This is a genomic window from Curtobacterium luteum, assembly GCF_001475545.1.
Taxonomy (GTDB): domain Bacteria; phylum Actinomycetota; class Actinomycetes; order Actinomycetales; family Microbacteriaceae; genus Curtobacterium; species Curtobacterium luteum_A.
On record NZ_LDQC01000073.1, the window covers coordinates 1 to 12060 of the forward strand.

At 71.9% G+C, this 12060-nt stretch carries 12 protein-coding genes and 2 pseudogenes; 9 read left to right on the forward strand and 5 right to left on the reverse strand.

Features of this window, described 5'->3' with window-relative positions:
* Nucleotides 1-309: pseudogene (locus NS184_RS12665) on the reverse strand (hypothetical protein); the annotation flags it as partial.
* Nucleotides 310-573: 264 nt separating this feature from the next.
* On the opposite strand from NS184_RS12665, the gene NS184_RS12670 reads away from it, so the two are divergent.
* The gene (locus NS184_RS12670) at nt 574-1155 is read left to right on the forward strand and encodes a LemA family protein (RefSeq protein ID WP_058726474.1); all 582 of its coding nucleotides are present in this window, start codon (nt 574-576) and stop codon (nt 1153-1155) included.
* A gap of 28 nt (nt 1156-1183) precedes the next feature.
* Nucleotides 1184-2079 (forward strand): annotated as a pseudogene (locus NS184_RS12675) (M48 family metalloprotease).
* A gap of 91 nt (nt 2080-2170) precedes the next feature.
* Here NS184_RS12675 and NS184_RS12680 read toward each other — a convergent pair.
* Nucleotides 2171-3439: a winged helix-turn-helix domain-containing protein gene (locus NS184_RS12680; RefSeq protein WP_058726475.1), complete on the reverse strand. Its 1269-nt coding sequence runs from the start codon at nt 3437-3439 to the stop codon at nt 2171-2173.
* Between the two features lie 95 nt (nt 3440-3534).
* Here NS184_RS12680 and NS184_RS12685 point away from each other — a divergent pair, with 95 nt between their 5' ends.
* From NS184_RS12685 to NS184_RS12695, 3 genes are all read left to right on the forward strand, one after another.
* Nucleotides 3535-4773 (forward strand): AI-2E family transporter, encoded by a 1239-nt coding sequence (locus NS184_RS12685; protein ID WP_058726476.1) that lies wholly within the window; start codon nt 3535-3537, stop codon nt 4771-4773.
* Nucleotides 4774-4838: 65 nt separating this feature from the next.
* Nucleotides 4839-6098 (forward strand): threonine ammonia-lyase, encoded by a 1260-nt coding sequence (gene ilvA, locus NS184_RS12690; protein ID WP_058726477.1) that lies wholly within the window; start codon nt 4839-4841, stop codon nt 6096-6098.
* Nucleotides 6099-6208: 110 nt separating this feature from the next.
* Nucleotides 6209-6700 carry a hypothetical protein gene (locus NS184_RS12695; RefSeq protein WP_058726478.1) on the forward strand — a complete coding sequence of 164 codons (492 nt, stop codon included), beginning with the start codon at nt 6209-6211 and terminating at the stop codon, nt 6698-6700.
* Between the two features lie 99 nt (nt 6701-6799).
* Here the strand turns inward: NS184_RS12695 and greA are convergent, their stop codons facing one another.
* Both greA and NS184_RS12705 read right to left on the reverse strand, forming a co-directional pair.
* On the reverse strand, nt 6800-7288 hold the full coding sequence (gene greA / locus NS184_RS12700; RefSeq protein ID WP_058726479.1) for a transcription elongation factor GreA: 489 nt from the start codon (nt 7286-7288) through the stop codon (nt 6800-6802).
* Nucleotides 7289-7355: 67 nt separating this feature from the next.
* Nucleotides 7356-7844, reverse strand: coding sequence for a DUF4307 domain-containing protein (locus NS184_RS12705; protein ID WP_152998209.1), 489 nt, complete (start codon nt 7842-7844; stop codon nt 7356-7358).
* 54 nt (nt 7845-7898) lie between these two features.
* Between NS184_RS12705 and mca the strand changes: the two genes are divergently transcribed.
* Together mca and NS184_RS12715 are read left to right on the forward strand one after the other, a co-directional pair.
* The gene (gene mca / locus NS184_RS12710; RefSeq protein ID WP_058726481.1) at nt 7899-8783 is read left to right on the forward strand and encodes a mycothiol conjugate amidase Mca; all 885 of its coding nucleotides are present in this window, start codon (nt 7899-7901) and stop codon (nt 8781-8783) included.
* On the forward strand, nt 8780-9082 hold the full coding sequence (locus NS184_RS12715; protein ID WP_083513683.1) for a hypothetical protein: 303 nt from the start codon (nt 8780-8782) through the stop codon (nt 9080-9082). The genes mca and NS184_RS12715 overlap by 4 nt, the downstream gene beginning before the upstream one ends.
* A 96-nt stretch (nt 9083-9178) precedes the next feature.
* On the opposite strand, the gene trhA is transcribed toward NS184_RS12715, so the two are convergent.
* Nucleotides 9179-9886 (reverse strand): PAQR family membrane homeostasis protein TrhA, encoded by a 708-nt coding sequence (gene trhA / locus NS184_RS12720; RefSeq protein ID WP_058726482.1) that lies wholly within the window; start codon nt 9884-9886, stop codon nt 9179-9181.
* Nucleotides 9887-9974: 88 nt separating this feature from the next.
* Here trhA and NS184_RS12725 point away from each other — a divergent pair, with 88 nt between their 5' ends.
* Both NS184_RS12725 and NS184_RS12730 read left to right on the forward strand, forming a co-directional pair.
* On the forward strand, nt 9975-10760 hold the full coding sequence (locus tag NS184_RS12725) for an isoprenyl transferase (protein ID WP_193750471.1): 786 nt from the start codon (nt 9975-9977) through the stop codon (nt 10758-10760).
* A 145-nt stretch (nt 10761-10905) separates the two neighbouring features.
* Nucleotides 10906-12015: an aminotransferase class V-fold PLP-dependent enzyme gene (locus NS184_RS12730; RefSeq protein WP_058726484.1), complete on the forward strand. Its 1110-nt coding sequence runs from the start codon at nt 10906-10908 to the stop codon at nt 12013-12015.
* The last annotated feature ends 45 nt before the right edge of the window (nt 12016-12060 follow it).

A 12060-nucleotide genomic window follows, 5' to 3' on the forward strand; every position in this document is an offset into this window, starting at 1 on the left:
GGTGGTGCCGCCGGCGTCGGCGGTGTCAGCCGTGGTGTCGGACGCGGCCGTGGTGTCGGCGGTGGCGCTCCCGGCATCGGGCGAGCTCGGAGCGTCGGCGGCGGTGCTGGTGGCCGCGCTCGCCGACGGGACCGGTCCGAGGCCGACCGCGCCGATCCCGACCACGGCGCCCGCGAGGACGACGACGGCGAACACCGTCGCACCGGCGGAGCGCATCCGCGACGGACGGGACTGCTGCGTCCGGGGTCGACGGACGCGGCCGTCGCCCCCGACGGCCCACTCGTCCACGTGCTCCCCGGGCGTGTTCACCGTGTCCATCCCACGCGATCTCGGCGCTCGCGTCAATCCGCCGCGCGGACGATGCGGCCCGCGCGGCGGCACTCCGAACGTCCGGTGTGTACGACTCGGGAATCGCCCGTGAACCAGCAAGCGGGACGAGTGCGGGTCCTGTGCGTCGGTAGACTCTGCGATGGTCCGCGCGGCCGCTGCACGACCGTTCCCGGCCGTCCTCGCCGCCGCACCAGCCGACCGCGGTCACCGCGCGGTTCCCGACGCGCAAAGGAGTACGCCCGCATGGACACCGGACTCGTCACGACGTTGATCATCGTCGGAGTGGTCGTCGTCGTCCTGGTGGTCGTCGGGATCTACCTCTGGGTCACGTACAACTCGCTCGTGACGCTGAAGGTCCGCGTCGACGAGGCGTGGAGCGACATCTCGGTGCAGCTCAAGCGGCGAGCAGACCTCATCCCCACGATCGTCGACACCGTGAAGGGCTACGCCGCGCACGAGAAGGCGGTCTTCACCGACGTGACCCAGGCGCGGGCCGAGACGCTCAACGCCGGGGACGCCTCCGCGGCCTCGGCTGCCGAGGGGCACATGCAGAAGGCGCTCAAGAGCGTGTTCGCCGTCGCCGAGGGCTACCCGCAGCTCCAGTCGAGTCAGAACTTCCTGCAGTTGCAGACGGAACTCGTCGACACCGAGGACAAGATCCAGTCCGCCCGCCGCTTCTACAACGGTGGCGTCCGCGAGCTGAACACCAAGATCCGCGTCTTCCCGAACTCGGCGTTCGCGAAGAACCGCGGCTTCACCGAGGCAGCGTTCTTCGAGACCGCGGAACCGGCCGCCATCGCCGAGCCCCCGCGCGTCCAGTTCTGACGCCGACGCCCGCCCGCTCCGTCCGGCCGTGTACCGCGCGATCGCGCAGAACAAGCGCAACACCGTCCTGATCGTCCTGGCGTTCCTCCTGCTCGTCGGCGCGCTCGGCTTCCTCGGCGGCTACCTCGCCGGCAACGTCTCGATCGGCGTCGTCGTCCTCGTCGTCGCCATCGGGTACGCCGTCCTGCAGTACTTCACGGCCGCCCGCCAGGCCACCGCGATCGCCGGGGCCGTCGAGGTCGACCGGACCACCGAACCCCGGCTCTGGCGGACCGTCGAGAACCTCGCGATCAGCACCGGGATGCCCATGCCCCGCGTCTACGTCATCGACGACCCGTCGCCGAACGCGTTCGCGACCGGGCGGGACCCCGAACACGCGATCGTCGCCGCCACGACCGGGCTGCTCGCGATCATGGACGACCAGGAGCTCCAGGGCGTGATGGCCCACGAGCTCGGACACGTCCGGAACTACGACATCGCGTGTCCACGATGGTGTTCGGGCTGGTCGTCGCCGTCGGGCTCATCGCAGACGTGCTGCTCCGGATCTCGATCTTCAGCGGCCTGAGCGGACGGAACCGCAACGACAACAACGGCGGGAACAACCCGATCCTGCTCATCGCGGGACTCGTGGCGGTCATCGTCGCGCCGATCGCGGCGGTGGCCGTGCAGGCGGCGGTGTCGCGGCAGCGCGAGTACCTCGCGAACGCCACGGGCGCGATGACCACGCGGTACCCCGAGGGCCTCGCCCGTGCGCTGGAGAAGCTCGGCGCGTACGGGCGGCCGATGCGCACGCAGAACTCCTCGATGGCGCACCTGTGGATCGCGGACCCGATGCGTCCGGGCGTCATGGACCGGCTGTTCTCGACGCACCCGCCACTGCCGGACCGCATCGCCCGCCTGCGCGGCAGCCTCGACCGGTTCTGACCGCGCGAGCGCGCCGGGCGGACCCTGCGCTCGTCGGTGCGCCCACCGGCCGGGAGGCCCGTGGCGGCGTCCGCACGGGCCTCCCGGCCGGTCAAGCGGTCGCGTCCACCGCGGGGGTCGGCTCCGCCGCGTCCGCGTCGTCCGCCGCCTCGTGCGGGACCAGACCCACGCCGAGGGCACCGGCCAGGGCCGCCGCGGCGGTCCCGCGGTCGGTGACCTCGACGCCGTCGAGCCCCTGCCACGCCGCCGTCCGCCGCAGCACGACGGCCAGCCGCTCGGCGTCGAGGTGCTCGCCCGGCTCCTGCCACGCCGTCCGGACGCGGAGCACGCCGCGCTGCCGGTCGCTCTTCAGGTCGATCCGCCCGGTCAGTCGATCGTCCTGCAGCACGGGCAGGACGTAGTAGCCGAAGACCCGCTTCGGCGCCGGCGTGTAGATCTCGATCCGGTAATGGAAGCCGTACATCCGTTCGGCCCGGCGTCGGAACCACACGACCGGGTCGAACGGGCTGAGCACCGCGTCGGCCGTCAGTGCCCGGGGTACCCGTGCGTCGGGGTGCAGCCACGCCCGGTCTGCCCACCCCTCGACCCGCACGGGCAGGAGCTCGCCTGCGTCGGTCAGCTCGGTGAGGGCGCGGCCGGTGTCGTCCGACCGCAATCGGTAGTAGTCCGCGATGTCGGCCCGCGTGCCGACCCCGAGCGCCCGTGACGCCCGGCGCACGAGCTCCCGAACAGCGTCGGCGCGCTCGGGGGCGTCGTCGAGGAGGCGCTCCGGCAGGACCTGCTCGGGCAGGGCGTAGACCCGCTCGAACCCCGACCGACCCGCGCTGACGACCTCACCCCAGCGGAACAGCTGCTCGAGGCCGATCTTGACGTCGCTCCACCCCCACCACGGACCGCGGCGCACGTTCGACTCGTGCTCGACGTCGCTCGCCCGCATCGGTCCCTCAGCACGGAGGAGAGCGAGCAGCTCCCGCCGGACGCCCTCGGTCCGGACGACCGACTCGATCCGGTTCGGGCGGGCGTCCCGCTCACGGAACGCGTCCATGCGCCAGCGGAACAGGCGGAGGTCGTCGCGGGGGATGAAGGCGGCCTCGTGCGCCCAGTACTCGAGGTACGGGCCGCGCCGGGCGGTGGTGAGCCGGTCGAGCGTCGCCCGGTCGTAGGCGCCGAGACGGGCGAACAGCGGGAGGTAGTGGCTGCGCTCGAAGACGTTCACGGAGTCGATCTGCAGCAGCCCGAGTCGGGCGAACCCGGCGTTCAGCGCGCGGGTCGAGACGACCGGCGAGGGGGCGCCGCCGAACCCCTGCGCCGCGAGCGCGACCCGGCGTGCCTCGGCGGCGGAGAGCGTCGTCCTGACCATGCCACGACGCTACCGATCCGCACCGACATGCCCGGCCGAGGGTCCGTATGCCTGATCCGGAACCTGTCAGGTTGCACATCGGTACAGTGGCGGGCATGGCCTGGGGCAAGAAGACTCATCCGGACCCCGTCGTCGAGGACTCGGTGCCCACGGGCATGCGGATCGCGGGGGCGTGGTCGTGGCGCGTGCTCGTCGTCGTCGGCGTGGTGGCGGTGTTCATCTACCTCGTCACGCTGTTCAGCGAGGTGCTCATCCCGTTCCTCATCGGCATCGTGGTGGCGTCGCTGCTCGTGCCGCTCTCGAACTGGATGCAGCGACACCACGTCCCGAAGTGGGCAGCCGTCGTGATCAGCCTCGTCGGTGGCCTCGCTGCTGTCGGCGGGCTGATCTGGCTCGTGGTCGACCAGATCGCCGCCGCCTGGCCGTCGCTCCGAGACCGAGCGCTGCAGCAGTACGACTCGGTCCAGCAGCTCCTGCAGAACTCCGGGCTCGACATCAGCGAGAGGGACTTCAACAACTCCCTGAACCAGGTGACGAACTGGTTGCAGGACAACTCGAGCTCGATCCTGTCCGGTGCGGCGAGCGTCGGGTCGTCCCTGACGCACGTGCTCACCGGCCTGTTCGTCGTCATCTTCACGGTGATCTTCCTGCTCATCGACGGCAAGAACGTCTGGCGCTGGGTCGTCCGGATCTTCCCGAAGAAGGCGCGCCCGGCCATCGACGGCGCGGGTGTCTCCGGATGGACGACCCTCACGAGCTTCGTGAAGGTGCAGATCTTCGTGGCGTTCGTCGACGCGGTCGGCATCGGCATCGGGGCCGCGGCGCTGCAGCTGCCGCTCGTCGTGCCGATCGCGGTGTTCGTCTTCCTCGGCGCGTTCATCCCCGTGGTCGGTGCGATCGTGACCGGCATCCTCGCCGTCATCGTCGCGCTGCTCTTCAACGGGTGGGTCGCGGCCCTGATCATGCTGGGCGTCGTCCTCGCCGTGCAGCAGATCGAGGGGCACATCCTCCAGCCGCTCGTCATGGGCAACGCCGTGAAGGTCCACCCGCTCGCGGTCGTCCTCGGCGTCACCGCGGCTTCGGGCCTCGCGGGCATCGCGGGCGCGTTCTTCGCCGTCCCGCTCATCGCCACCCTCAACTCCATGGTCACGACCATCGCGAGCGGGAAGTGGCGCGGGCTCGATTCCGACCACGTGCTCGAGGCGCAGCAGCGCGACCACGCCGCCAACGCGAACGAGAAGCGCGAGCGGAAGTGGCGGAAGCGGCACCGTAAGGACGTCCCGGAGCCCGGGAGCGACGAACAGCCGACGGCCGCCAAGGGCACGGCTGGCTGACGCCGAGCGACCCGAGCGGACGTCACGAGTTCGCGGCGACGACCGCGAGCGACGATGATGAGCGGGTGACCGACACCACCGCGCCCCAGATCCCGACCGCAGCGATCCCCACGCTCGCGGACATCGAGGCCGCTCGCGCGACCATCGCCGGGGTCGCTCGCGTCACGCCGATGGAGTCGTCCCAGTACCTGGCGGAGCTCCTCGGCTCGCCCGTGCACCTCAAGTGCGAGAACCTGCAGCGCACCGGGGCGTACAAGGTCCGCGGCGCCTACAACCGGCTGTCCGCCCTCACACCGGAGCAACGGGCGAAGGGTGTCGTCGCCGCGAGCGCCGGCAACCACGCGCAGGGCGTCGCGCTCGCCGCTCGTGAGCTCGGCATCCCGGCGACGATCTTCACCCCGGTCGGCGTCGCCCTGCCGAAGCTGCAGGCCACGCGGCACTACGGCGCAGACGTGGTCCTCCGCGGTCACTCCGTGGAGGAGGCGCTGAGCGCCGCCAAGGACTTCGCCCACCGCACGGGTGCCGTGTTCATCCCGCCGTTCGACCACCCCGCGGTGATCGCCGGCCAGGGCACCCTCGGCCTCGAGATCCTCGACCAGGTCCCCGATGCCGACACCGTCGTCGTGCCGATCGGCGGCGGCGGGGTCATCGCCGGCATCGCCCTCGCGGTCAAGGGCATCGCCGAGCAGCAGGGCCGCACCATCCGCGTGATCGGCGTGCAGGCCGCGAACGCCGCCGCCTACCCGACGTCGCTCCGGGCCGGCGAGCCCGTGACGGTGCAGACCACGCCGACCATCGCCGACGGCATCGCGGTCGCCCGCCCCGGTGACATGAACTTCCCGATCATCCGCGACCTCGTCGACGAGATCGTCACCGTCACCGAGGACGACGTCGCCCGGGCGCTCCTCGTGCTGCTCGAGCGCGCGAAGCTCGTGGTCGAGGCCGCCGGCGCGGTCGGCGTCGCGGCGATCATGGCCGGGTCGGTCCGCGACACCGGGAAGACCGTCGTGCTGCTGAGCGGCGGCAACATCGACCCGCTCATGATGGAGCGGATCATCACCCGCGGTCTCGTCGCGGCATCGCGCTACATCGGCATCCGGATCATGCTGCCGGACCGTCCGGGGCAGCTCGCGCGGGTCGCGCAGGTCATCTCCGACGCGGGCGCGAACGTCGTCGAGGTGCTCCACACGCGGCACGGACAGGGGCTCGTCATCAACGAGGTCGCGCTCGACCTGTCGGTCGAGGCCCGCGGTCCCGAGCACGCGCAGGAGGTCCTCGGACGCCTGCAGGAGGCGGGCTTCCGCCCGGAGATGATCGAGCGCTGACCCAGGTCGGCGGGGTCGCACTGTCAGGAGACCGCACGGGTGTCGGCCCGGTGCGTCAGGGTTCCGTTCGCGATGGCTCCGCCGGCCGGGAGGCGCGTGAGGCTGCCGTCATGACCCTCACGTCGATCCTCCCCACCCTCCGCGCCTCGCTGCCCGATCCGCTCGACCCGACGCTGTGGCCCGCCGTCACCGTGGCGACCGTCGACGACGTGACGGTCCGGGCGGTCTCGATGCAGCGGCTGGCCTCCGTGGTGGGGACGCCGTGCGTGCACACCGCTGAGGAGGCCCCGCCCCGGTACCGTCCCCGTGACTGGCGGCCCCGCGAGGTCTGCGTCACCGTCGCCGCCGTCACCCGTGTCCGACGGACTCGGGGCGTGCTCCTCGTCGAGCTCGACGCCGTGCTGCCGGACTGCGCCGTGCTGGCCGAGGCTCGGGTGATCGGCCGTTCCTCGGTCGCGCCGGCCGCCGCCGTGACGCTCACCACGAACCCGGCCGGCACGACGGGCGTCGACGCGGTGCTGCCCGCGGACGTCGAGGTCGGTGACCTGGTGTGCTTCCCGTGCCGGCGAGCGGTCGCCCACCGGGACGTCGCCGTGCGCTGAGCGGCTGTGCCCCACCGCACGCGCTTCCACACCGCAGAACGGACACAGCACCGCGGAGTTCCGCGGTGCTGTGTCCGTTGCGTGGTGCTGCGTGAGGCCCTACGGCTCGTAGCGCTCGACCTTCGTGACCTCGACGGCGATCTCCTTGCCGTTCGGAGCCGTGTAGGTCGTCTTCTCGCCGGCACGGAGGCCGAGGATGGCGGCGCCGACCGGGCTGACCGGGCTGTAGACGGTGAGGTCCGAGCCCTCGCCGACGATCTCACGGTTGCCGACGAGGAACGTCGACTCGTCGCCCGCGATCACGGCCGTGACGACCGTGCCGGGCTCGGCGGTGCCGTCGAAGTCCGCCTCGCCCACGGTGGCGTGCTTGAGGAGCTCGGTGAGCTGACGGATGCGGGCCTCGATCTTGCCCTGCTCGTCCTTGGCGGCGTGGTAGCCGCCGTTCTCCTTGAGGTCGCCCTCTTCACGAGCCGCCTCGATGCGGTCCGCGATCTCCTTGCGTGCCGGGCCGGAGAGCTGCTCGAGCTCCGCCTGGAGGCGGTCGTGTGCCTCCTGGGTCAACCAGGTGCCCTGGGTGTCGTTGCTCATCGTGATCCCTTCGACAAAGAGCGAGACCGGCCGGTGTGGCCGGTCTCGCTCTGCGGATCACAGCAGTCTAGGGAACCCAGCAGTCGTGGATCAAGCCGGTCACGCCGCGCGTCGTCGTGCGGACCTCGGTCGAGATGGTCCGCGATCGCTGCTCGCTCGCCGGGATCGTCACGACCTTCCACCCGACGATCGTGTACGACCGGTCGAGCACCTGCACGGCGCACTCTGCCTCGGTACCCGGGTCGACCGACACCTGCGAGTTGACCACGGTCGCGTGGTCGGAGAGCACCTTGTAGCCCAGGTCGTCGGTGTCGAGGCCGTGGCTCGTCTGCCCCGGGCCCGCCCAGATCGCCCACACGGCGAAGGTCACCGTGATCGCGACCGCGGCGACGATCGCGAGCATCCGTCCCCGGCGCTTGCGCGACGGGGTGCGGCCGTACCGGTCGTCCAGCGCGGCGGCGGCGGTGGCCGCTGCGGGCGCCGGTGTGGCGGGGTGCTGCTGATCGGACAGTTCGGGGCTCCCGGGGTGATTATCCTGATGACCAGGGTAGTTCACGCCTGGCTGTGCGCCGCCCGCGTCCGCGACCGTCCCCGACCGCGAGGAACCCCCGTGCCGTACCGTCTGCTCGCCGTCCACGCCCACCCAGACGACGAGTCGAGCAAGGGAGCGGCGACCGCGGCGAAGTACGTGGCCGAGGGCGACCAGGTCCTCGTCGTGTCGTGCACGGGCGGCGAGGCCGGGGACATCCTCAACGACCAGCTCGGCGAGCCCGCGACCACGCGGGCGCACCGCGACATGGCCGGGTACCGCCGGACCGAGATGGCCGCCGCGCAGCGGGCCCTCGGCATCGACCACGTGTGGCTCGGCTACCACGACTCCGGCCTCCCGGAAGAGGGCGAGTCGGTCCGCCCCGGCACGTTCGCGACCGTGCCGCTCGAGTACTCGACCGAGGCCCTCGTCCGTGTCGTGCGTCGCTTCCGGCCACACGTGCTCGTCACCTACGACGAGAACGGCGGGTACCCGCACCCCGACCACATCCGCACGCACGAGGTCTCGGTCGCTGCCTGGCGCGACGCCGCCGACCCCGCGAAGTACCCCGAGGCGGGCGAGCCGTGGTCGGTCGCGAAGCTCTACTACGAGCGGACGTTGAACCCGCGCCGCTTCCGCGCGCTCTACGACGCCATGGTGGAACGAGACCCGGACGGTCCCGGTGTCGAGCAGCTCCGCGAGTGGGTCGAACGGTTCGCCGACCGGCCGGACCTCGCGACGACGCACGTCGACGTCCGCGGGTACTTCGACGCCCGTGACGCGGCACTCCACGCGCACGCGAGCCAGGTGCCGCCGGACAGCTTCTTCTTCTCGTGGCCGAACGACCTCCTCGCGACGGTGTGGCCGACCGAGGACTACCAGCTCGTCGAGGCCCGCGTGCCGACGTCGACGCCGGAGTCCGACCTCTTCGCGGGGATCCCGGCAGACGAGGACACCACCGCGTGAGCACCACCTGGGCGACGATCGCCGCCGCCACCCCCAGCCCGAGCCCGACCTCGGTCGTCCCGGACGTCGACGTCACCCCGGGTGTCGCCGGGTTCATCGCGATCGCGGTCGTCGCGGTCGTGACGATCCTGCTCGTCGTCGACATGACGCGGCGCATCCGTCGGACTCGGTACCGCGCCGAGATCCGGGAGCGGCTCGAGGCCGAGGCGGGCGCTGAGGGCGCCGCGACGGACGAGCCGGCTCGGCGTGCCGCCGAGGACGGCCGCACCGACGTCGGCGACGACACCGAACGCGGGTAGACGCGACCCGATGACGGCTCGGAGGCTCGTGGCGGGGCCGCCATGAGCCTCCAGGCCGTCAGGTGAGCACGTCAGTGCGCGCGTGGTGCGCCGCGCTCAGCGCACCGGGTCCAGCGCCACGATGAGCACGCCCACCCACTGCGCGGCGAAGGCGACCACGGTCAGGGCGTGGAAGATCTCGTGGAACCCGAAGACCGTCGGCGACGGGTCGGGACGCTTGAAGGCGTAGACCAGCGCGCCGAGGATGTAGGCCAGCCCGCCGGACAGGACGAGGACGGTCATCGGCACGCTCGCGGCGAAGAACTGCGGCAGCAGACCGAGCGCGGCGCACCCGAGGACCAGGTAGATCGGCACGTAGAGCCAGCGCGGTGCGCCGATCCACAGCACGCGGAACGCGATGCCGAGTGCGGCACCCGACCACATCACCCACAGCACCACGACCATGAGCGTGTGCGGGAGGGCGCAGATCGCGATCGGCGTGTACGTGCCCGCGATGAGCAGCAGGATGTTCGTGTGGTCGATCCGTTTGAGGACCTTCTTCACCGTCGGACCCCACGGGAACCGGTGGTACGTCGCCGAGACGCCGAACATCAGGAGCGAGCTGGCCATGAACACGGCGCTGCCGGCCTTCGCCGCCGGTGAGGCGGCCAGGCAGACGAGCACGACGCCCATGGCGATCGCGAACGGGAACGTGCCGAGGTGGATCCAGCCGCGCCAGGCGGGCCGGGGCGGTTCGGTCGCGGTCGACGCCTCTTCGGTGAAGGGGACGTGCGGGAGGGTCCCGGTGTCGTTCGTGGCCTGCATGGGGCGACAGTAGGGCCCCAGGCCGAACGTCCGCCGAACACGCTCCCGTCCCGGGGGTCCGTGAGCATCGGTGCACTACAGTCGTCCCGTGGCGAGCAGGGTGGGACCGACGGGACGGGGCATCCTCTACCGCGCCTACCAGCGCCGCATCCGGAAGCAGATCGACGGCGCTCCGATGCCGAAGCACGTCGCCATGATCGTCGACGGCAACCGTCGTTGGGCGAAGCAGCTCGGACTCGAGACCGCGGCGCACGGGCACCGAGCCGGCGCCGCGAAGATCCCCGAGTTCCTCGACTGGTGCGACGACCTCGGCATCGAGGTGGTGACGCTCTACCTGCTCTCGTCGGACAACCTCACGGGCCGCGGCGGCGAGGAGCTCGAGGACCTCGTCGGCATCATCGGCGAGCTGGCGGGGGTGCTCGCGGACCACCGGGACTGGCGGGTGCAGCACGTCGGGGCCGACGAGGGCCTCCCGGCCTCCCTCGTCGAGGCCCTCACCGCAGCCGAGGAACGCACCGCCGACCACACCGGCCTGCACGTGAACCTCGCGGTCGGGTACGGCGGACGGCGGGAGATCGCCGACGCCATGCGCAGCATCGTGCGCGCGCACGGCGAGGGGGGCGGGACGCTCGACACCTTGGCCGAGGTCCTCACACCCGAGCTCATCGGCGACCACCTCTACACGCAGGGACAGCCCGACCCGGACCTCGTGATCCGGACCTCGGGGGAGCAGCGGCTGTCGGACTTCATGCTGTGGCAGAGCGCGCACAGCGAGTTCTACTTCGTCGAGGCCTTCTACCCGGACCTCCGCGAGGTCGACTTCCTCCGCGCCGTCCGTGACTTCGGGTTGCGGTCCCGGCGGTTCGGCGGCTGATCCGCGCGGCCCAGGCCGGTCCGGGCCGCTGCGCACGCGGCCGGTGCCGTGGCTGCGCGGGGTTGCGCACAGTGGACCGGGTTCGTTCCGCCGCCGGTCGTCACAGTAGGCTCACAGGGTTTTCGTCCCACGGAAGGTTGCACCTGTGAACACCGACGAGTACGCCGCGGGCTTCGCCGAGGAGCCCGGCTACCTCGACCACGCCGCGTTCGGCCCGGTCCAGACGGCGGTGCTCGAGGAGCAGCGGGTGCTCGGCACGATCCAGGAGCGCATGCGCTTCGGGGCGATGGAGACGCTCGACGAGCAGGACGCCCGCGTCCGCACCGTGGCCGCTCGACTCGTCGGACGCCGCCCGGACCAGGTCGTCTCGCAGACCGCGACCACACCGGGCCTGGTGCACACCGCGTTCGGGCTGACCGGTGGCGTGCTCGTCTCCGCCGACGACTACCCGTCGATGCCGCTGGCCCTCGCGTCGGCCGCGTCGTCCACCGGTGGTCGGGTGCAGCCCGTGGTGATCGAGTCCGGCACCGGGTGGACCACGCCGTCGCTCATCGGCGAACGACTCACCGACGACGTCGTCGCGGTCGCGGTCTCGCTCGTCGACTGGCGCACCGGCTACCTCGTCGACCTCGCCGCGATCCGCGAGGTGATCGGCGACCGCCTGCTCATCGTCGACGCCATCCAGGGCTTCGGTGTCGTGGACGCGGCGTACGAGGCCGCGGACGTCGTCGCCACTGGCGGCCAGAAGTGGCTGCACGCCGGGTGGGGCACCGGGTTCGTGGCGTTCAGCGACCGCGCGTTGAACCGCCTGCGCCCGGCACTGTCCGGCCCCGCGGGGACCACCGGGTGCCCGGACGACGTGCCGTCGGTCCGACCCGGCGCCGACGGCTTCCGCTCGACGCGGATCGACCCCGTCGCGCAGGCACGCCTCGCGGTGTCGCTCGAGCGGCTCGCGTCCGTCGGGGTCCCGGCCGTGCAGGAGCGCGTCTCGGACCGGGTCGAGCGGGTCTTCGACATCGCGGACGAGTTCGGCCTCGAGGTGGAGTCGAGCCGCGACCCGCGCGAGCGTGCCGGCATCGTCGTGCTGCGGCCGCCGCAGGGGCGGCTGACGGCGTTCTCGGCGGCGATGCACAACCACGGCGTCACGGTGACGACGCGGTCCGGGACGGCCCGGGTGTCGCCGTTCGCCTCCACGACGGATGCGACGCTCGACATGTTCCGCGACGCCTGCCTGTCGTACGCCACGATGCCGTAGCGCTTCGCTGCGCGCTGCGCTGCTGCGGCAACCCCGAGACTCGGC